General features: G+C 73.0%; 18 protein-coding genes. 8 read left to right on the top strand and 10 right to left on the bottom strand.

Features of this window, described 5'->3' with window-relative positions; translation table 11 throughout:
• Positions 1–14 precede the first annotated feature (14 nt).
• Positions 15–476 carry a hypothetical protein gene (locus ACZ6N8_RS29030; RefSeq protein ID WP_466013962.1) on the top strand — a complete coding sequence of 154 codons (462 nt, stop codon included), beginning with the start codon at positions 15–17 and terminating at the stop codon, positions 474–476.
• Between the two features lie 768 nt (positions 477–1,244).
• Complete coding sequence (locus tag ACZ6N8_RS29025; RefSeq protein WP_466013960.1) at positions 1,245–2,444, top strand: RtcB family protein; 1,200 nt, start codon at positions 1,245–1,247, stop codon at positions 2,442–2,444.
• A gap of 42 nt (positions 2,445–2,486) precedes the next feature.
• Here the strand turns inward: ACZ6N8_RS29025 and ACZ6N8_RS29020 are convergent, their stop codons facing one another.
• From ACZ6N8_RS29020 to ACZ6N8_RS28995, 6 genes are all read right to left on the bottom strand, one after another.
• The gene (locus tag ACZ6N8_RS29020) at positions 2,487–3,278 is read right to left on the bottom strand and encodes a maleylpyruvate isomerase family mycothiol-dependent enzyme (RefSeq protein ID WP_466013958.1); all 792 of its coding nucleotides are present in this window, start codon (positions 3,276–3,278) and stop codon (positions 2,487–2,489) included.
• Positions 3,279–3,382: 104 nt separating this feature from the next.
• Entirely contained in the window at positions 3,383–4,876 is a 1,494-nt protein-coding gene (locus tag ACZ6N8_RS29015; RefSeq protein WP_357991072.1) for an MFS transporter, read from the bottom strand.
• A 33-nt stretch (positions 4,877–4,909) separates the two neighbouring features.
• Positions 4,910–5,539, bottom strand: a complete 630-nt coding sequence (locus tag ACZ6N8_RS29010; RefSeq protein WP_466013955.1) for a TetR/AcrR family transcriptional regulator — start codon at positions 5,537–5,539, stop codon at positions 4,910–4,912.
• 138 nt (positions 5,540–5,677) lie between these two features.
• The gene (locus tag ACZ6N8_RS29005; RefSeq protein WP_466013953.1) at positions 5,678–6,571 is read right to left on the bottom strand and encodes a Gmad2 immunoglobulin-like domain-containing protein; all 894 of its coding nucleotides are present in this window, start codon (positions 6,569–6,571) and stop codon (positions 5,678–5,680) included.
• Complete coding sequence (locus ACZ6N8_RS29000) at positions 6,568–8,016, bottom strand: ATP-binding protein (protein ID WP_466013951.1); 1,449 nt, start codon at positions 8,014–8,016, stop codon at positions 6,568–6,570. Before ACZ6N8_RS29000 ends, ACZ6N8_RS29005 begins: the two co-directional genes overlap by 4 nt.
• A 13-nt stretch (positions 8,017–8,029) precedes the next feature.
• Positions 8,030–8,710 (bottom strand): response regulator, encoded by a 681-nt coding sequence (locus ACZ6N8_RS28995; protein WP_466013949.1) that lies wholly within the window; start codon positions 8,708–8,710, stop codon positions 8,030–8,032.
• A gap of 224 nt (positions 8,711–8,934) precedes the next feature.
• On the opposite strand from ACZ6N8_RS28995, the gene ACZ6N8_RS28990 reads away from it, so the two are divergent.
• Positions 8,935–9,762 (top strand): peptidoglycan-binding domain-containing protein, encoded by an 828-nt coding sequence (locus ACZ6N8_RS28990; protein WP_466013947.1) that lies wholly within the window; start codon positions 8,935–8,937, stop codon positions 9,760–9,762.
• Between the two features lie 125 nt (positions 9,763–9,887).
• Here the strand turns inward: ACZ6N8_RS28990 and ACZ6N8_RS28985 are convergent, their stop codons facing one another.
• Positions 9,888–10,451 carry an AMIN-like domain-containing (lipo)protein gene (locus tag ACZ6N8_RS28985; RefSeq protein ID WP_466013945.1) on the bottom strand — a complete coding sequence of 188 codons (564 nt, stop codon included), beginning with the start codon at positions 10,449–10,451 and terminating at the stop codon, positions 9,888–9,890.
• Positions 10,452–10,736: 285 nt separating this feature from the next.
• Between ACZ6N8_RS28985 and ACZ6N8_RS28980 the strand changes: the two genes are divergently transcribed.
• Positions 10,737–11,924: a snapalysin family zinc-dependent metalloprotease gene (locus tag ACZ6N8_RS28980; RefSeq protein WP_466013944.1), complete on the top strand. Its 1,188-nt coding sequence runs from the start codon at positions 10,737–10,739 to the stop codon at positions 11,922–11,924.
• A 121-nt stretch (positions 11,925–12,045) separates the two neighbouring features.
• Positions 12,046–12,705, top strand: a complete 660-nt coding sequence (locus ACZ6N8_RS28975; RefSeq protein WP_466013943.1) for a hypothetical protein — start codon at positions 12,046–12,048, stop codon at positions 12,703–12,705.
• Between the two features lie 10 nt (positions 12,706–12,715).
• On the opposite strand, the gene ACZ6N8_RS28970 is transcribed toward ACZ6N8_RS28975, so the two are convergent.
• The gene (locus ACZ6N8_RS28970) at positions 12,716–13,564 is read right to left on the bottom strand and encodes a DUF3152 domain-containing protein (RefSeq protein WP_466013941.1); all 849 of its coding nucleotides are present in this window, start codon (positions 13,562–13,564) and stop codon (positions 12,716–12,718) included.
• 138 nt (positions 13,565–13,702) lie between these two features.
• On the opposite strand from ACZ6N8_RS28970, the gene ACZ6N8_RS28965 reads away from it, so the two are divergent.
• Both ACZ6N8_RS28965 and ACZ6N8_RS28960 read left to right on the top strand, forming a co-directional pair.
• Positions 13,703–14,206 (top strand): SigE family RNA polymerase sigma factor, encoded by a 504-nt coding sequence (locus tag ACZ6N8_RS28965; protein WP_466013939.1) that lies wholly within the window; start codon positions 13,703–13,705, stop codon positions 14,204–14,206.
• Positions 14,203–14,946, top strand: a complete 744-nt coding sequence (locus tag ACZ6N8_RS28960; protein ID WP_466013937.1) for a hypothetical protein — start codon at positions 14,203–14,205, stop codon at positions 14,944–14,946. Before ACZ6N8_RS28965 ends, ACZ6N8_RS28960 begins: the two co-directional genes overlap by 4 nt.
• A gap of 12 nt (positions 14,947–14,958) precedes the next feature.
• On the opposite strand, the gene ACZ6N8_RS28955 is transcribed toward ACZ6N8_RS28960, so the two are convergent.
• Entirely contained in the window at positions 14,959–17,772 is a 2,814-nt protein-coding gene (locus ACZ6N8_RS28955) for an ATP-binding protein (RefSeq protein WP_466013935.1), read from the bottom strand.
• A gap of 205 nt (positions 17,773–17,977) precedes the next feature.
• On the opposite strand from ACZ6N8_RS28955, the gene ACZ6N8_RS28950 reads away from it, so the two are divergent.
• The gene (locus ACZ6N8_RS28950) at positions 17,978–19,732 is read left to right on the top strand and encodes a M28 family metallopeptidase (protein WP_466013933.1); all 1,755 of its coding nucleotides are present in this window, start codon (positions 17,978–17,980) and stop codon (positions 19,730–19,732) included.
• Positions 19,733–19,798: 66 nt separating this feature from the next.
• Here ACZ6N8_RS28950 and ACZ6N8_RS28945 read toward each other — a convergent pair whose 3' ends face one another.
• Positions 19,799–20,497 carry an SDR family oxidoreductase gene (locus ACZ6N8_RS28945; protein WP_466013931.1) on the bottom strand — a complete coding sequence of 233 codons (699 nt, stop codon included), beginning with the start codon at positions 20,495–20,497 and terminating at the stop codon, positions 19,799–19,801.
• Positions 20,498–20,602: the final 105 nt, after the last annotated feature.

Raw genomic sequence — 20,602 nt, 5'->3', positions numbered from 1 at the left:
GTAGCCTGCCGGCCATGGCGATTCCCGACCGTGTGCCGATCGCGTACGAGCCCGACTACCGCACCCGCTACATCGGGCAGTACGACAAGGGCCAGTTCTTCGGCTCCGTCACCGCGACACTCGCCGACGGTGCCGGAGCCGAAGACGACTGGTACCGCCACAAGCGGTGGTACGCCGTGCTGCACCGGTTCGACGCCGACGGCGTGCACACCGACTCGGACATCTGGTTCGCCGGCACCAGTGAGGACGAGCAGGTCTCCATCGACCGGGCGGAGGCCCGCCTGCTCGAATGGCTCGACGCGCTGCCCGGCCGCGCCTACGGCGACATCGCCATCGGGCTCTTCCAGGTCGAGGTCGACGGGCACGTCTTCGGGCTGGTCGACTGGTCCCACGAGTACGACGGCGAGGACCATGCCGAGTTCCTCCCCGACGACCTGGGCTTCGACCCGCCCTGGGACGGCTGCTACGACACCTGAGCCCGCCTCGCCGCTGGGCGGGCGGCCGGGGACGCACCCCCTGGTCCGCGCCCTGTAGAGCTGCCCCACGAACGGGGCAGGCAAGAGAGCGTGCGGTCGGCACCGCAGAACCCACGGTCGACACCGCGACCACGGGCGATCATGAGCGGTGCCGGGGCTGTCGCGGGCCGTTGTTGGCGGCGCTTCCTCCTGCTGGCCCCGGCCGCCGCGTTGGCGCCGCTGCCGTGGAAGTCGGAGAACGCCGCCGACTGGTGGTGGGAACGCTGCCCCATATTCGGGGCAGCTCGACAGGCCACCAGAGTGATCACCCCGACCGGAAAAGGCCGCCGAGGCCGCACCACGGTCAGGCGGTCAGGCGGTCAGGCGGTCAGGCCACGGCAAGGCGCGCTGACGCAATATCCTTTGCGGACAGCTCCTGCCCCACCTACCGTCATGCGGAGTACGGCCGGCCGAGCACACGCGGGGGGAGCACGCCATGTGGCAACGCACAACCGTCGACGCCACCCGGCGGGCGCCGGGTTCCGGCGCCGTCTTGTCGTCCGCCGCGTCGTACCGGTGTCTCAGCCGGTCCGTGCGGGACCGCAACCAGGACCGGTACCAAGGGCAGCGACCTCGCTGACGCCACACGCGTCAGGCGTGGCCGCCCACCCCCTGCGGGTTGGTGGCCCTTTTCGTATCCGCCGAACTTTCGCGCCGGTTCCATCCCGACGCGCGATCATTTCCGGTCAGCATCAACGATTGGTGCCGGCCTGACACGAGGAGACCACGATGGGATTCACCCCTCTCGCCGGTACCCGGGCGCCGGTCCGGGTCTGGACCGACCCGTACGCCATCGAGCCGCAGGCCGCCAAGCAGCTGCGCAACATCGGCGCGCTGCCCTGGGTGCAGGGCGTCGCCGTCATGCCCGACGTGCACTTCGGCAAGGGCGCGACGGTCGGCTCGGTCATCGCCATGCGGCAGGCCGTCTCGCCGGCCGCGGTGGGCGTCGACATCGGCTGTGGAATGTCTGCGGTCCGCACCTCGCTGACCGCCGCCGACCTGCCGGACGACCTGGCCGCGCTGCGCTCGGCGATCGAGGCGACCATCCCTGTCGGTTTCGCCCAGCGCACGGACTCGGTCGACACGCGGCGGATCCGTGGTCTGGAGCAGCGCGGCTGGGACGACTTCTGGGGCCGGTTCGCCGGCCTGGACCGGCGGGTGGCGCAGCTGGAGACGCGGGCGCGGCGGCAGATGGGCACCCTCGGCGGGGGCAACCACTTCATCGAGGTCTGCCTGGAGCAGGGCGGCGCCGACGAGGGACGGGTCTGGCTGATGCTGCACTCCGGGTCCCGCAACATCGGCAAGGAGCTGGCCGAGCGACACATCGGGGTGGCCCGGGGCCTGCCGCACAACGCCGACCTGCCGGACCGGGACCTGGCGGTGTTCCTCGCCGGCACGCCGGAGATGGACGCCTACCGGCGGGACCTGTGGTGGGCGCAGGAGTACGCGCGGCGCAACCGGGCAGTCATGCTGGCCCTGCTCTGCGGCGTGGTGCGTGAGCACTTCCCGCAGGTCGGCTACGACGAGCCCATCTCCTGCCACCACAACTACGTCTCGGAGGAGAGCTACGACGGGGTGGAGGTGCTGGTCACCCGCAAGGGCGCGATCCGGGCCGGCCGGGGCGACCTGGGCATCATCCCCGGGTCGATGGGCACCGGGTCGTACATCGTGCGGGGTCGGGGTAACCCGGACGCGTACTGCTCGGCCTCGCACGGGGCCGGCCGGCGGATGTCGCGGGCCCAGGCCAAGCGGACGTTCAGCACCGACGACCTGGCCGCGCAGACCGCAGGTGTGGAGTGCCGCAAGGATGCCGGGGTGGTCGACGAGATCCCCGGCGCGTACAAGGACATCACCGAGGTGATGGCCCAGCAGGAGGACCTGGTGGAGGTGGTCGCCCACCTCAAGCAGGTGGTCTGCGTGAAGGGCTGAGCAACCGTGCGGGCCGGGTCGGCCGGCCCGCACGGCTGTCGGTCAGAACCCGGCGAAGACGCGGCGCAGGTCGTCCAGGGTCACCGGCCCGGTCACCCGCACCCCGTCCGGGGTGTGCTGCGGGCCCAGCCGCCCGGTGGCCAGCCGCAGCCACGCCTCGGCCGGGGCGCTCAGCTCACCGTCGGGCTGCTCCGGCACGTCGACAAGCGCGACCGTCTCGCCCAGCCGCAGCCCGTACGTCCGCTCGGGCTCGCTCAGGCGCAGCAGCAGGGTGGCCTCCCGGCCGGCCAGCTCCTGCGGCCGGCTGGTCCAGGCCAGCATCCCGCCGATCTGGTCGAGCAGCAGCGACGTCGCCTCCGGCGTGACCGCCGCGAACGGGTTGAACGCCACCTCGACGTCCCACTGGTGCAGGGCGAACTCGCTGAGTCGGAACCGGGCCGCGGTGGCCAGGTCCACGGGTTCGGGCAGGAACCCGAGGTCGATCCGCAGCGTCGCGCGGGTCTCGGCGTCCAACGCCTCGTACGCCTCGACGAGCCGCTGGTTGGCGGCGAGGAACCCGGCGGCGTGCTCGGCCGGCGCCATGGCGTCCCAGCGTGCCCAGACGCCCTTGTTGAAGTCACCGTCCGGGCCGGGCGCGCCGGTGCGGGCGGCGTCCAACGACGCCAGGGTGATCTCCGCGCCGCTGCCCAGGTGACTGAGCACCTGGGACACCTGCCACTCGCTTGCTCCCGACGGTCGGAGCAGGTCGTCTTCCTTGAGGTCCCGGACGAGCGCGGCGAGCTCCTCGTGGCCCGTGCGCAGAGCGGTGATGATGCGGTCGGCAGGTGTGGACATGGGTCTCCTCAAACGGACGTTCGACGGTGATCGGGACGCTACCGGACGGGAACGCCGGCCGGTCCACCCCCGGCGGGGCGGTCCGGCCGGCGACGGCACTCGGCTCAGCCCATGTGCACTGTGTTACCGGTCGGGATGTCTTCCTTGCGTACCTTGACCAGGACCAGCGTGACCAGTCCGGCGAGCACGATCAGGGCCGCGCCCCAGGCGAACGCCACCCGGTAGCCGTGCACCAGCGCCTCGATCTGGTTGACCGGGTTCGGCACCCGACCGACCAGGTACGCGGCGACCGCGCTCGTGTACATGGTGTTCAGCAGCGCGGTGCCCAACGAGCCACCGATCTGCTGGGTGGCGTTCAGCGTCGCGCTTGCCGCGCCGGCATCGTGCTCGGGCACCCCGACGAGGGCGAGGCTGGACAGCGGCACGAACGTGAAGCCCAGGCCCATGCCGAGGATGACCTGGGCGGGCAGCAGCAGGGTGAGGAACGACGTGTCCACGTCGATCCGGGTCAGCGCCAGCATGGCCACGGCGGCGAGCACGGCACCACCGACCATCAGCGGCTTGGCGCCCACCCGGGGCATCAGCTGACTGGCGCCACCCGCCGCGATCAGCACACCGGCGGTCACCGGCAGCGAGGCCAGCCCGGCTTCGAGGGGCTTGTACTGCAACACGACCTGGAAGTAGAAGGTCAGGAAGAGGAACGCGCCGAACAGGCCGGCGCCGATCAGCGTCGAGGCGAGGTACGCGCCACCCCGGTTGCGGTCCAGGATGATCCGCAGCGGCAGCAGCGGGTGGTTGGAGCGCAGCTCGATCACCACGAAGGCGGCCAGGAGCAGCACGCCGGCGGCGATGAAACCGAGCGTCGCGGTGGCGTCCCAGCCGTCCTCGGCGGCCTTGGTGAAGCCGTAGACCAGGGAGACCAGGCCGGCGGTGACCACGATCGCGCCGGGCACGTCGTAGCGGGTGTTGCCGTGCGCCCTGCTCTCGGGCACCAGCGGGAGCGCGAAGGCGATGGCGATGGCCGCCACCGGGATGTTGACCAGCAGGCACCAGCGCCAGTCGGCGTACTCGGTGAGCACCCCGCCGAGCAGCAGGCCGACCGCCGACCCGCCGCCGGCGATGGCGCCGTACACCGCGAAGGCCTTGGCCCGCTCGGTGGCCTCGGTGAACAGGACGGTGAGCAGGGCGAGCGCCGCCGGGGCGAGCAGGGCGCCGAAGGCGCCCTGCAACGCGCGGGCGGCGAAGAGCATCCCGCCGGTGGTGGCCAGGCCGCCAAGCGCGGACGCCAGCGCGAACCCGGTCATGCCGACCAGGAAGGTGCGCTTGCGACCCCAGTAGTCGGCGATCCGGCCGCCGAGCAGCAGCAGCCCGCCGAAGGCCAGCGTGTAGGCGGTGACCACCCACTGCCGGTTGGCGTCGCTGATGCCCAGGTCGGCCTGGGCCTGCGGCAGCGCGATGTTCACGATGGTGGCGTCGAGGACCACCATCAGCTGCGAGATCGCGATGACCGCCAGCGCGATCCAGCGCCGCGGGTGCGGCGCCCCTGTCGACGTCCCGGCGCTGGGCGCGCCGGGGGCGGTCGAGGTGGTTCCGGGCATGGTGAAGCCTCTCGTGTTACGGATGTCGATGGATCAGGCCCGGGACGGGCGATCGGGGTGGTAGCGGAGCACCGGGATCAGCACCTGGTCGACGACCTGGGTGAGGAACGCGTCATCGGCGGGCAGGCCGTGCGCGAGGATCCGGGACATGGTGAGCGCGGGCGCCAGGTCGTGGAACAACTCCCGTTCACCGGCCTCGAGAGGGATCTCTCCCCGGGCGGCGGCACGGAGCAGGATGGCTGTGGTGGCCACCCTGCCAGCGGGCAGCACCTGGTGACGGACCAGGCGTTCCAGCTCGGGACTGGTCCGCATGGCGAAGGTCAACGCCTGCATCAGGTCGCAGTCGGCCACGCAGATCGCGGCGGTGGCGCGCAGCAGCTCGATCAGGTCGCCGCGCAGCGAACCGGTGTCGGGCGGGTTGTGTACGGCCACCTGGCGACCGCCCAGGGCGGCGGCGACCAGCTCGGCCTTGCCGTCCCAGCGCCGGTAGATGGTCGCCTTGCTGACGTGGGCGCGGGCGGCGACGGCGTCGATCGTCATCCGGTCGAAGCCGACCTCGCGCAGCAGGTCGATGACCACCGCGAACAGCTCGCTGTCGGAGCACCGTGCGCCCCGGGCCGCCGGCACACCGGCACCCGCGCCCACCTGCTGACCGCCAAGCATCCCCGACCCCCCGCGAAACGATGTCGTACTGACCCTAGTGCGCTGGTCGGCGTTCATGCAGGCTTTTATGACCTGCGTCGCACCGGGTGGACGAAACGATTACGTTTCGCTCTGCGATCGGGCAGATCAACTCGCTGGTCAGGCCCCGGGCGCGAGCACCACCGGCACGGCCACCGTGTTGATCCGGGAGCCGTCGCGCGCGGACACCTCGTACACCTCGACGGTCCCGCGCTGCTCCCGGGCCGTGCGCCAGCCGACCACCACGCGGTACGTGCCCCGGCAGCCACCGCCGCAGCTGGCGGTGCCGAAGCCGGTGGCCACCTCGCGTCCGGCGGCGTCGAGCACCCGGACGCTGACCGTGGCCTCGAACACGTCGGCGGTCCCGCTGACGGTGAGCGGGGCGCCGACCCGGGCGCCGACGCCGGGCGCGGTGACCACGATCGGCGGCAGCACGCCTGGGTAGTCGGCCCGGCCCACCGGGGGGTCGTCGTCGAAGCGGACCCGCCGCACGGTGGGGAACTGGGTGAGCGTCCACACCACCTGCGCCTCGCGCAGCCGCCCCGCCGGGTCGTCGGCGGACGCGACGGACGGCAGCACCGCCACACCGTCGGTGATCCGGGTGACCTCGACTCCTGTCGGGAGCAGGGTGGTCAGCCCGGTGGCGGCCTCCGCCGGCGTCGGCCCGGCGGCCAGTTCGGTGAGCGCCAGCCGGGACGTCGCCACGGTGGCCGGCCGGGTCCGCCAGGTCGGCACGAGCCGCCCGGACCGGACGAACCACAGCTCGACAGTCACGGTGGCCGGCTGCCGGACGCCGGCCGGCGCCGACGGGCGCACCGGGCCGCCGGTGGCCGACGGTGCCGCCTCCCGCGACGGGACGGGCTCCGGGTCCGGGGACCGGACCGGTGGCGCGCTCGACGGCTTCGCGACGGGCGCCGGACCGAGATCGCCGGAGCGCGCAGGGCCGCATCCTCCCGCGAGCAGCGCGGCGACGAGCACCGGTGCGGCCAGCCGGGCCGCGCGGGGCCGGCTCACCCCGCACCACCGGCAGCCGTACCGGCCGGGTGACCGGTGTGGTCGCCGTCGGGCCGGTGCGCGGGGTCGCCGACGTGGGCTGGCAGTTCCAACCGGAACCGGGTGCCGGCGCCCGGTTCGCTGCTGACGCTCAGCACGCCACCGAGCAGGGTGGCGTGTTCCCGGGCGATCGCCAGGCCCAGGCCGCTGCCGGGCGCGGAGCGCGACGGCTCGACCTTGTGGAACCTGTCGAACACGCGCGGCAGGTGCTCCGCCGGGATGCCCGGCCCCTCGTCGGTGACCTCGAAGACGACAAGCGGACCCGCGCCGGTCACGGTCGCGGTGATCGCGCCGCCGCCGTGCTCGACCGCGTTCGCGACCAGGTTGGCGAGCACCCGCTCCAGCCGGCGCGCGTCGGTGCGCACCGTGGCCGGGTCGCCGGAGACCAGCACCCGCTGCGTCCAGCCCCGCGCCGCGACGATGCCGCGCAGCAGCGCCGGCGCGTCCACCGGCTCGATACTCGGTCGCTCCTGCCCGGCGTCCAGCCGGGAGATCTCCATCAGGTCCTCGACCAGGCGGCGCAGCCGGACCACGTCGCCGACCAGCAGCCGCGCCGCCGGCCGGGCGTCGTCGGGCAGCCGGTCCAGGTGCTCGCCCAGCAGCGAGGCCGCCGCCACCAGAGCGGTCACCGGGGTACGTAGCTCGTGCGCGACATCGGCGGTGAACCGCCGCTCCCGGGCCTGCGCCGCCGACAGCGCGGCGATCTTCGACTCCAGTGCCTCGGCCATCTCGTTGAACGACGCCGCCCAGTCGCTGAACTCGTCGCGCCCGCGTACCGGGAGTCGGGTGGCGAGCAGACCCTCGGTGAGCGCCCGCGCGGCCCGGCTGGCCCGACCCACCGGCTCCAGGGTCCGGCGGGCCAGCGCGTGCCCCACCCCGGCGGCGAGCAGCACCACAAGCACCCAGCCGGCCAGCAGCGCGGTCCGCAGCTGGTCGAGGTCGGCGGCGACGTCGTCCTCGTCGGTGAGCACGTACAACTCGGCGGTCGAGCCGGGGATGCGACCACCGACCACGAGCAGGCGGGGGCGGTGCGCCGGCGCGGAACGCTGGTAGCCCAGCCTCCCCGCCGCGACAGCCGCCCGCAGTTCGTCGCCCAACGTCGGGGCGTACGCGGGGTGCGACGGCCGGGTCGAGCCGTCGACGAGCACCACGTGTCTCCCGCTGCTCTCGAAGCTGGTGAGCAGGTCGGTGCTGCGCTGCTCGGTCAGCGGCAGGAACTGTCCGGCCAGGACGAGCTGGTAGCGCGCGTCGGCGGCGGCCTGGTGCAGTGAGGCGTCCCACCAGGACTGTCGCAGCAGGAGCCCGGTGCCGCCGGCGAGCAGGCCGGCGGAGACCCCGGCGACCAGGACGAACGCGACCGTCAGCCGGCGCCGCAGGCGGCCCGGGGACACCGCGCGTCCGGCCATCGCCGACCTCCCGTCAACCAGTGGACAGCTTGTAGCCGGCGCCGCGCACGGTCCGCACCAGCCTCGGGTGCGCCGGGTCGTCCTCGACCTTGGCGCGTAGCCGCTGCACCGCCACGTCGACAAGCCGGGAGTCGCCCAGGAAGCCGTGGTTCCAGACCAGGTCCAGCAGCAGTTCCCTGGTGAAGACCTGGCCGGGTCGGCGGGCCAGCTCCAGCAGCAGGCGGAACTCGGTGGCCGCCAACGCCACCTCGCGGCCGTGCCTGCGCACCACGAAGCCCTCCGGGTCGATCTCGAGGCCGCCGACCTCGATGGTGCTCGACGTGACCGGAGTGCTCGCCCGGCGCAGCACCGAACGGACCCGGGCCACCAGCTCGGGCAGGTCGAACGGCTTGCGCAGGTAGTCGTCGGCGCCGCACTCCAGCCCCACGACCACGTCGAGCGTGTCGGTGCGCGCGGTGAGCATCAGGATCGGCACCTGGCTGGTACGCCGGATCTCCCGGCAGACCTCCAGACCGTCGAGGCCGGGCAGCATGACGTCGAGCACGATCACGTCGACAGGCCCGGCCCGCCACGCCGCCAGGGCGTGCCGCCCGTCGACGGCGGTGTCGACCCGGAAGCCGGCGCGGCGCAGACCGAGGGCGGTGACCTCCCGGATGGAGGCATCGTCCTCGACCACCAGTACGCGGCCCTCCACCAGCCGAGCGTAGACCCGTCGCCACGGTGCGGAGCCTGGCGGAACGGTCGGTCTCCACAGCCCGGCCGGCCTGTTGAGCGGCACGCCGCACCCGGCTGGGCGTGAACTCGGTGGAAGGCGGTCCCGTGGATTTCGTACGCCCCGGCGGGGTGACAACTCAGCCTCCGCATTGAAGACTAGCTTCACTCTGCCATGCAGATTGGTCAATATCTTACGGAGGAAGCGTGCTCACGAGACGAAACCTGCTCGTCGCTGCCGGCGCGGCGGTCGTCGGCGCCGTACCGCTGGCCAGCTCGGCCTCGGCCGCGTTGCCGCAGCTGGACATGGAGGCGCTGATCAAGGCGGCGCAGATCGATCCGCGTCGACCGGACACCGCCCTGACCGAGGGGGCGAAGGACAGTGTCCTGCTCGTGGAGCGCGCGCTGGTGGCGAGAGGGCTGCTGTCGTCGACGTACGTCGACGGGCACTTCGGCACCAGCACGATCGCCGCGTACGCGGCCTACCAGCGGTCCCTCGGCTACACAGGTCTCGACGCGACGGGCCTGCCCGGCCCGTCGTCGCTGCGGTCGCTCGGCGAGGGGCGTTACACGGTGGTCAGGGCGATCTCACCCGGCAGCGTGGTGACCCTGCGCGGTGTGCAGGTCAACACGCGCACCAGGTCGATGCTGCTCGAGGCCGAACGCCTGCTCGGCCGTCAGCTCGGCATCACGCAGGGCTCGTACAGCAGCGGTGTGGGCGCGTCCGCCGGCACGCACGACGGCGGCGGCGCGCTCGACCTCTCGGTCAGCGGCCTCTCCTCGGCCGTGCGCACGGATGTGCTGCGGCGACTGCGGACGGTGGGCTTCGCCGCGTGGCTGCGGACCCCGGACCAGGGGGACTGGGGTTACCACATCCACGCAATCGCGCTGTCCGACACCGACCAGTCGACAGGTGCGCAGAACCAGGCCGGCGACTACTACCTCGGTCGTAACGGCCTGGCCAGCCGGGCCGCCGATGACGGGCCGGCGGTGAGCCCGAAGCGGACCTGGGAGGAGTACCAGCGCACGCTCTGAGAGGGTCGGCGCCGGTCACCTGGCACGACCCGCCTGCGTGGCCTACTGGCGTCCGATCCGCTGGCACCGCACGTCAGCCGACGTGCGGTGCCAGCGCCGATGGGCCGCGCGACGTCCGGCACTGATCACCACTGGTGGGCCACGTCGAGGACGACGCGACTGTGCGCGCCCGGACCGGCGAGGACGAACGTGCGGAACGGCAACCGCGCGCGTACGCCCACCGCGAAGGTGCTGTAGCCCTCGAAGCTGCCGCCGAAGACGACATCACGCAGGGTCGGGTAGCGCAGCAGGTTCGCGGCGTGCTCACCGACCGCGTACGGCACGGTGCCCTGGCGGGCGTCGTCGTACGCCGGCGCGCGCAGTGCGACCCGCAGCAGCGCTCCCCCCGCGGTGTACGGCGACAGCGCCAGCCCCTCTCCCTCGGTCCACGTCTCGCCGTAGCCGACCGTGTAACCGTCGACCGGGCCGGCGAACTCGAACACCACCCGGTCGTAGCAGTCGTGCCGGCCGGTGCGGACCTGGACGAGCGGGGCGTCGCTGAGCGTGCCTGCCGACTTCTCCGCGCTGCCCCAGGTGATGCCGCAGTACGCCGACCCGGTCGTGGTGCCCGCCGCGGCGCTGCTGCCCGCCCCGACGGCCAACCCGGCGAGGACGACCACCACCGCCGTCAGTGCGCCTCTGATCCTCATCGTGGTTCTCCCCTCCAGGGTCGGGGCCACGTGGCGGCGACACTGCCGGTGGCCCTCTGCCGCCACGGTCGTCCCCTCCCGGCACCGGCACTTCGCCGCGGCGTAACCGCTGGGTAACAGTGGCCTCGAGTCGACAGTGGGCGACCCGTCGAGGCGCTGATCGCCGCCGCTTCTCGGCGGTATGACGCCTCCGCTATGCCGGACATCGGCCGGCCGGGCCCTGGCATTCACATACATCGATGACTGGTGGCCGGTGGCCGCCGGGCGACCGCAGGGGAGTGCGTGATGTTCCGACGACAACTGAGACGTACGGCGCTGGCCATGCTCGTGGCAGTCCTGGCGGCGGCAGGTGTGCAGCTCGCCACCGGCGCGCCGGCCGCCGCCGTGCGGACCGTCTACTACGACGCGAGCCGCACCGGCGAGTTCCGCACCAACTTCGACCAGGCGGCGCAGATCTGGAACAGCCGGGTCAGCAACGTCCGGCTCCTGGCCGGCACCCCGGCCAGCATCACCATCTACGTCGACGACGGCTGGCCCCGGGCGCAACCGACAGGCCTCGGCTCGGGCCGGATCTGGATGGGCCGCACGGCCGTCAACCAGGGGTACGACCGCAACCGGATCGCCGCCCACGAGATCGGCCACATCCTCGGCCTGCCCGACAGGCGCACCGGCCTGTGCACCGACCTGATGTCCGGCAGCAGCGCCCCGGTCTCCTGCCGCAACGCCACCCCGAACTCGACCGAGGCGTCCCGGGTGAACTCGCTGTTCGCCGGCACCCTGGCCGCGCCCACCGCTGGCACGACGTACACCTGGACCGGCGAGGCCGGTGACATCGGCCCGCTTGTGGTCGGCGGTCGGCCGGCAACCGAGAACTACCCGTTCATGGTGTACGTCTCCGGCTGCACCGGCACGCTGATCAAGGCCAACTGGGCGGTCACCGCCAAGCACTGCTCCACGCCGTCGTCGGTGCGGGTGGGCAGCGTCAACCGCACCAGCGGCGGGACGGTGGTCCGGGTGACCCGCGCGGTCAACCACCCGAGCGTCGACGTCAAGCTGCTGCAACTGGCCAGCTCGGTCGCGTACGCCCCGGCCCCGATCCCGAGCGCCTCAGGCGCGGTCGGCACCGCCACCCGGATCATCGGCTGGGGTCAGACCTGCGCACCCCGGGGCTGCGGATCGGCCCCGACCGTCGCCAACGAGCTGGACACGTCAATCGTGGCCGACAGCCGGTGCTCGGGCATCAACGGCCCGTACGAGATCTGCACCAACAACACCAACGGCAACTCCGGCGCCTGCTACGGCGACTCGGGAGGCCCGCAGGTGCGCCGGGTCAACGGGGTCTGGAACCTCATCGGCGCCACCAGTCGGGCCGGCAACAACAACTCCACATGCGCCACCGGCCCGTCGATCTACGTGGACCTGCCGTCCATCAGATCCTGGATCTCGACCCAGGTCGGCGGCCTGCCCGTTTGACCACTGTGGATCCTCGGCGGTCGGGGAGGCGAGTGTCCCCGACCGCCACGCCGGGGTGTCACCCACAGGTGACCCGCTGTGCGGTAGCGTGCCTGGCACATCGACACATCCGAGGTGGACCATGCCTGCTGTCGTCGCCCTCGTGCTGACCCTCGCCCTGGCGCCCGCGCCGTCCCCGTCGACCACCTCGGGGCCGATCGGCGACCTTCTCGGGGGCGTCGGGCAGATCGTCGACGACCTGCTGGGCGGCGGTTCGGCGCCGAGCACGTCCCCGACGCCGGCTCCCACCGTGGCGCCCACGCCGAGCACGTCGACGGCGCCCGGCCGGTCGGATCCGGCGGTGCCGGCGAGCACCCCACCGGCCAGGTCGACGCCTCAGGCGTCAGCGGCGCCCGGCCCGCCCGAGCGTCCCGCGAACGGCCCGGGGCCCCGGGAGGCGTCGGTGCCGCTGCGCACCGGCGACGCGCCCGCTCCGGCCGCCCCGCCGACGTTCACCACCCCCACCCGGGGCGGCTGGCCTCCCGCGTACTATCTCGTGCTCGCCGCCGTCTTCGGGGTCCTGGCGCTGCTGCTGCTGTGGCGCCGCCGCCCGGTGGTCGTGGCGGCCGGTCCGACATCGGCACCCGCGCCCACTCCCGCACCCACGCCCGCTCCCGATCTCGATCCGGACCCCGGCCCGGTGCCGGACAATGTCAGCCGGCTGCCGACGAACCTGAACGCCATCTACGAGCTGGGTCGCCTCGACGAGCGGCTCGAGCAGGAGCGCGGGCGCCGGTCCTGAGCGGCGGTGCTCAGTGCGCCGGCCGGGCCCCCTCGGGCGGCGGGATCTCGTCGCGGTACGCCCCCACCGGCCCGGTGTAGCGGTCCGAACCGTGCGGGTACGGCCAGGCGTTGGCGGTGCAGCCGTGCAGGCCCAGCGTCTGCTGCTGCATCACCGGCGCCGCCCGTCCGCGCCCCGGGCACCGTTCGTGTCCCAGCCCGAGCCGGTGACCGACCTCGTGGTTGACCATGTACTGCCGGTAGGTGGCCAGGTCCGCGCCGTAACCAGGCACGGCCTTGACCCAGCGGGCCACGTTGAGCACCACCCGGTCGCCGTTGCGGCACGACGTGTAGCCGTCCGGCACATCCTGGCAGAGCGTGTCGCGGGTGCCGGGGGTCGCCAGGTAGATGGTGAAGTCGGCAGGGGTGCCCGCGCCCACCCGGCGCAGCCGCCATCTCCCGCCGGCCGTCCACCCGCGCGGGTCGTTGAGCGTCGCCGACACCGACGCCGCGACCTCGGCCGCCGGCAATCCCCTGATGTCGCGCTCCACCAGGACCCGGTAGCGCAGCGGGTGGCCATCGCCGCCGGCGCCGGCAGTCGTCTCGGCCGCCGCCGTCGTCCAGCGGTTGCCGCCGGTGGCGGGGTAACTGACCACGACGGGTGGGGGTGCGGCGCCGGCGCTCCCGGCGGCGGCAGCGGGCCGCCCGGTCGGCACCTGTCCCGCCGCGGGCTGCCCGCCGAGCGCCGGGCCGGTCGTGGCAGGCCCGGTCAGGGCCGGCTCGTTCGTACCGGCGACCGGCCTGTCGCATCCGGTGAGCAGTGCCACCACCAGCAACGCCGCGCAGGCGGCGTGACCACGGCGGGTAGCCTTCGTCGACATGTCTCTCCCCTCGCGCGCCGCACGGAGGCGGCGCGGGGGAGAAGACGGGTGATCGCGGCGAAAAGTTGAGGGGATCCGGACTCAACTTTTCGGCGGCCCCGCCCGTCGGTACCGGTGTGGCACGGGGGAGGGCGCGCGGTGGCGCGGGGTGACGCGGAGTTCGTCCAGTTCGCGCAGGCGGCTACCGCGCGGCTGGTGCACGCCGCGTTCCTGATGACCGGAGACCATCACCGGGCCGAGGACGCCGCGCAGACCGCTCTGGTCCGCACGTACGCGTCCTGGTCCCGGATCCGCGACGACGACGCCTACGGCTACGCCCGCCGCATCCTGGTGAACCATCTGGTGGACGGGTGGCGGCGCCCACTGCGGGAGTATCCGACCGAGCAGGTCCCGGAGCAGCGGCGCGACGACGTGGCCGACGAGGTGGTCACGCGGCGCTGGCTGACCGCCATCCTCGGCGCGCTGAGCCCTCGCGAGCGGGCCATCGTCGTGCTCCGCTACTACTTCGACCTTCCGGAGGCGCAGGTGGCCCGGGAACTCGCCATCTCCGTGGGTACGGTCAAGAGCACCAGCTCCCGGGCCCTGGAGAAGCTGCGCGCCGCCGGCCCGTTGACTGTCGACACCCAGGAGGTGCGGCGATGACCGAGCTGGACCGGCTCCGGGACGCCATGCGCACGACCGAGCGTCCCGCCGCCACCCTCGACCTGGCCGCCGTCATGCGGGAGGGACGACGGTTGCGGACCCGTCGACGGGTCGCCGGAGCCGGAGCGGCGACGCTGGCGACCGCCCTGGCCGCCGTCGTCGTCATGGTGGCGGTCGGGCCGCGGCCGGGGGAGCCGCCGCCTGTCGACCGTCCGCCGCCGGTGGCCGTCGCTCCGCCGCCGGCCGCCGTCTCGCCGACGCCGAGGTCGCAGGAGCCCACGCCGCCGCCGTCGACACCACCGCCGAAGCCGTTGGGCCGGACCGTCGACAGTGGGGTCTGGCACGGCACCCACCAGCGGGTGTACTACATGGTCAGGGTGTCGGTGCTCGGCCAGCCCGGGGTGTCCATCGGGCTGGCCGCCGGGCGCCGCGCCCCGGACGGCACCCTGACCACTGACTTCCTGGTCAACGACGTCGAGGGGGCCGACCGCAGTCCGGGCTTCCACCAGATCGGCTACGACGAGCGGTCGTCCGCCGCGCCGGTGCCCGCCTTCGGCTACTTCGTCGGCCCCGCCCACCGGATCGTCGGCACCGTCGGTGGCCGGCAGGTCGACGCCCGACTGGCCCGGTGGAGTCTCGACAAGCAGGTGGTCATCTTCTGGTTCGAGCCGGCCGAGCTGGCCCCGGGGCAGCGGCTGGACGGCATCGTCGCCCGCGACGGCGACGGCCGCCGCCTCTGACGGGTCTGTCGTTCAGGCCGGGTCGTCCAGCCGACGCTCGATCGTCACAGTCGTCCCCTCGGCGGTGGAGACCAGCCGCACGTCGCCGTACGCGTTCATCAGCAACGCCCCGCGCCCCCGGTCCATCGCCGGGCGGCGGTCCCGCCAGGTGCCGAAATCGCGGACCGAGATCCGGATCAGGCCACCGCCGACCTGGAGCCGGACCCGCACCTCCGGGCGACTGGGCCGCTGCGCGTGCTCGACGGCGTTGTTCATGGCCTCGGACGCGGCGAGCAGCAGATCCTCCAGCAGGTCCGGGCCGACGTCCAGATCGGCGAGCGCCAGCCGTACGTCGCGGCGCAGCGCGGCGGCGGAGGTGGGCGCCGAGGGGTACGTCCAACCGGCGTCGAGCGCGTCGCCGGCCGGATCCGTCGGTGCTCCGGTGACCGGTCCGGTGGCGGTGCCGGACAGGTCGGGGCCGTCGGGCGCGGCCGGCTGCGGTTCGACTGTCGACGCCGGCAGCCCGGTGACGACCTCGCCGGGCCCGGTGGTGGCGGGTGCCGGAGTGACACCGCCGGCCGGGGTCGGGCCGGTGGTCGTGCCGGCCCGGGCCCGACGGATGGCGGCCCGCACCCGGGCGATCAGCTCGGCGGCGGCGAACGGCTTCACCAGGTAGTCGTCGGCTCCGAGGCTCAGGCCCGCCACGCTGGCCTCCTCTCCGGCGCGGGCGGAGAGCACCAGCACCGGCAGGGTCCGGGTCGCCGGGTCGGCGCGCAGCTGGCGGACCAGGTCGAAGCCGTCGAGCACCGGCATCATCACGTCGGTGAGGACCACGTCCGGTCGATCGCGGTGGATCGCGTCCAGGGCCTGCCGGCCGTCGTTGACCGCCCGTACCCGCCAGCCCTGGGCGGTGAGCAGCCGACTCAGGTACGCCCGCATGTCGCTGTTGTCGTCGGCCAGCAGGATGTCCGCGCCGGCCAGCTCGTCGGTGGCCGGACCGGACGCCGCGGCGGTCTCCCGCACCTCGTCGGCCGGGTCGGTCAGCCAGCCCATCGCCTCGGCGACCGCCGCGCGGGCCGCGTCACCCCGACCGTTCACCGGTGGGCCGGTCACCGCACGACGTGAGGTCGACCGGGGCAGCGCCACCGTGAAGCTCGTCCCGACGCCGACCTCGCTGGTCACCCGGACCTGCCCGCCCTCCAGGCGGGCCAGCTCGTGGACCAGGGCCAGCCCGATCCCGGTGCCCTCGTGACTGCGTGAACGGGTGCCCTGGACCCGGTGGAACCGTTCGAAGAGCTTCGGCAGGTCCTGTTCGGCGATGCCGATGCCGGTGTCCGCGACGGTGAGCCGGACCTCCTCGTCGTCGGCGTCCAGCGCGACCCGGATCCGCCCGATGAATGTGTACTTCAGGGCGTTGGAGAGCAGGTTGGTGACGATCCGTTCCCAGTTGACCGGGTCGACGGTGACGGGGCCGGGCAGCGGAGGGCAGTCGACCTCCAGCACCAGGCCGGCCCGCTCGACGGCCGCCCGGAAGACCCCTGCCAGCTCGGTGGTGAGCGCCGCGAGGTCGATCACGCGGGCCTCGCTGGAGGCCCGCCCGGCCTCCAGGCTGGAGAAGGTCAGCAGGCTGTTGACCAGGGTCAACAGTCGGGTGGCGTTACGCCACGCGGTCTCCACCCGTTCCCGCTGCGCCGGCGCGAGCGGCGCGGCGGCGTCGGTGAGGGCGTCACCGAGCGGACCGAGCATGAGGGTCAACGGGGTACGGAACTCGTGGCTGACGTTCGTGAAGAAGGTGGTCTTCACCCGGTCCAGCTCGGCCAGCGCCTCGGCCCGACGACGTTCCTGCTCGTACTCCCGCGCGTTCCGCAGGGCCACGGACACCTGCTGGGCCAGCAGGTGGTAGAAGGACCGGTACGACTCGTCCAGCCCGCGGCTGGGACTGACCCCGGCGAGCAGGACGCCGAGCGGCTGCTCCTGGTCGGCCGAGGGCAGCGGCAGCGCCAGCGCGGCGCGCACCGGGTCGTCCCACGCGCCGCCGGACAGCTTCAGTCGTTCGGCGATCCCGGTCACCTCGGTCGGACGGCCCTCGGCGGCGTCCGGCAGCCCCCAGGCGTGGCCGGTCCGGCCCGGCTCGTCCAGGTGTACGGCGTCCGGGAGCCCGTGCGGCACCGTGGGGTTGTCCGGTTCGCCGCCGACGCAGGCGGCACGCCTCAGCACCGCGCCGTCGCGCAGGTAGATCGCGGCGAACGGCACGTCCAGCGGGTGACCGCCGATCGCGGAGATCAGGCGGGCGCAGGTGGCGTCCACGTCGACGGTCCGGCCGTCGCCGCGTACGGACAGGTCGCGCAGCAGCCGCAGCCGCCGTTCGCCAACCACCTGCTCGGTGACCTCGCTGCACACGGTCAGCACGCCGACGGTCCGGCCGTCGTCGTCGCGGGCCGGGGCGTGCGAGACGCTGAAGTACGCCTCCTCGCGGTAGCCGGCCCGATCCAGCAGCAACCGCAGGGCGGGCACCCAGCTGGCGACCCCGGTGGCCATGGCCTGCTCGATCAGCGGGGCGAGGACGTCCCAGCCCTCGGCAAGCGTCACGCGTACGTCGCCGCCGAGCGCGGCGGGGTGCTTGTCGCCGATCAACGCGGAGTACGCGTCGTTGTAGAGCTGGGAGAAGCGCTCGCCCCAGAGCAGCAGCATCGGGTAGCGGGAGGAGAGCACCACCCGGACCCCGGCGCGCAGGCTCTGCGACCAGCCGCTGACCGGTCCGAGCGGAGTGCCGGCCCAGTCGAGGTCGGCCATGAGTCGGCCGGTCTCGCCGCCGTCGGTGAAGAGATCCGTTCTGGGTCGTGTCACGTTCGACCCGGCCCCATCGCAAGCCCCCCGTTCCGGGCCCGTCGACCCCTGCTGGTGTTACCTACCCATCCTGGCATCTCTACTCACCTGTGCTGACGCCGGCACCTACCGTCGAAGCGGTGGTGGTTCCGGACGAACGACCGATGCCCGCTACATCGATATCTGTCAGTGTCGCGGTTATCTCTCCAACCCCCGAGGAGCCCTCATGAGAGGCAGAACGCTGAGCGCGGGAACCGCGCTCGCCGTGTTCGCCATGACGGTGACGATGGCCGCCCAGCCGGCGACCGCGTCGCCCACCACCACGACGACGCTGGCCCGGCCGATCGCCGCGTCCGCCGCCGCCCTGGCCGCACCTGACATCTCCGTCACGAACGTCCAGGCCCACCTGACCCAGTTCAACTCCATCGCCACCAGCAACGGCGGCAACCGGCGGGCCGGCTCGGCCGGGTACACCGCCTCGCTCAGCTACGTCAAGAGCAGGCTCCAGTCGGCCGGCTACACGGTCAGCGAGCAGTACTGCTCCAGCTGCACGTACCCCTCGAACAACCTGATCGCGGAGTGGCCCGGCGGCCCGACCGACCAGGTGGTCATGTTCGGCGCCCACCTCGACGGCGTCTCGGCCGGCCCGGGCATCAACGACAACGGCACCGGCTCGGCCACCCTGCTGGAGAACGCGCTGGTCCTGGCCGCGCAGAACCCGACTATGACGAAGAAGGTCCGGTTCGCCTGGTGGACCGACGAGGAGCAGGGGCTCAACGGCTCCCGCTTCTACGTGAACTCGCTGAGCGCCACCCAGCGCGGCTACATCAAGGGCTACTACAACTTCGACATGGTCGGCTCGACGAACGGCGGCTACTTCATCAACCGGGTCAGCTCGACCACCGCCGCGCCGTTGAAGGCGTACTGGGACTCGTTGGGCCTGCAACCGGAGGAGAACGTCGAGGGGCAGGGCCGCTCCGACGACTACTACTTCCAGCAGGCAGGCATCCCCACCTCCGGCTACGCCGCGGGCGCCAGCGCCCGCAAGACCAGCGCCCAGGCGGCCAAGTGGGGAGGCACCGCCAACTCGGCGTACGACCCCTGCTACCACCGGTCCTGTGACACCACAGCCAACGTCAGCGCCACGGTGCTGAACCGGGCGGCGGACGGCGTCGCGTACGCGCTGTGGCAGCTCGCGGTGGGTGGCGGCACCCCGACCAACGACTTCTCCGTCGCGGTCAGCCCCACCACGCGCACCGTGGCCCGGGGCGCCAGCACCACCGCTACGGTCTCCACCGCCACCACCGCCGGCTCGGCGCAGTCGGTGAGCCTCTCCGCTTCCGGGGCGCCCAGCGGGGTGAGCGTGTCGTTCAGCCCGTCCTCGGTGACCTCCGGCGGCTCGTCGACGATGACACTTACCGCTTCGTCAAGCGCCGCTACGGGCACCTTCACAGTGACGGTCACCGGGACCGGCTCGGTCACCCGGACCGCCACCCTCACCCTCACCGTGACCGGCACCGGCGGCTGCGCGGCCGCCCAGGTGATCGGCAACGGCGGCTTCGAGAGCGGCGCCACCGTGTGGACGGCGTCCTCCGGGGTGATCACCAACTCCAGCAGCAAGCCGGCCCGCACCGGGTCGTACAAGGCGTGGCTCAACGGGTACGGCAGCACCCGCACCGAGACCCTGTCCCAGTCGGTGACCGTGCCGGCCGGGTGCGCCAGCTACACGCTGTCGTTCTGGACGCGCATCGACACCGCCGAGACCACCACGTCCACGGCGTACGACAAGCTGACCGTGCGGATGGGTTCGACAACGCTGGCGACGTACTCGAATCTGAACGCCTCGACCAGCTACGTCCAGCGCACGCTCAACGTGGCCGCGTACGCCGGGCAGACCGTGACGCTGACGTTCACCGGCACCGAGGACGCCTCACTGCAGACCAGCTTCGTGATCGACGACGTGACGTTGCAGGCGAGCTGACCGCGTACCCGACATGAGGGAGGGCCGCCGTCGGGAACACCCGGCGGCGGCCCGTCGCGTCGGAGGTCAGGGGAGCTGCGGGTAGAGCGCGGCGACGCCGCCGGCCAGCCCGGCCTGCACCTGCCGGCTCAGGTCGTCGGCGACGATCTCGTACGCGTCGGCCTCGATGCCGTCCACGGCGATCCGGGCGATGGCGGCCGGGTCGGACTTCGGGCCGGTGGCCGTGGCGGCCATGTCGGTGTCCAGGTAGCCGACGTGCAGGCCGGCGACCCGGACGCCCCGCTCGGCGAGTTGGACGCGCAGCACGTTGGTCATCGACCATTCGGCGGACTTGGCGACGCTGTAGGCCGGGTGGGCCGGGGAGCCGAACCAGGACAGCACGCTCAGCACGTTGAGGATCGTCCCGCCGCCGTTGCCGGCGATGACCGGCGCGAACGCCCGGATCGTCGACAGGGTGCCGATGTAGTGGGTCTCCAACTCCAGCCGGACGAGGTCCAGGTCGCCGTCGAGCAGGTCGGTCCGGGTGTCGATGCCCGCGTTGTTGATCAGCAGGTTCACGTCGCCGGCCAGCTCGGCGGCGGCGGCCACCGAGGCGGGGTCGGTGATGTCGAGGCGTACCGGCGTCACGCCGGGCAGGTCGACGGTGTCGGGGTTGCGGGCGGCGGCGTAGACGGTGGCGCCCCGGGAGGCGAGTTCGGCGGCGAGGTGGCGGCCGAAGCCACGGTTGGCGCCGGTGACGAGGGCGGTGCTTCCAGAGATCTTCATGGGCGTCAGGCTATCCGGGCTGGCTTATGCTAGCCAAAGTCAGCTACGTCACGAGGGCGGCGCGCCCGGATCGGGAATACGACCCGGACGCCCCCACCGCCCACC

It is taken from the genome of Micromonospora sp. NPDC047521, assembly GCF_055587305.1.
This window is presented reverse-complemented; position numbering and strand designations above follow the sequence as displayed.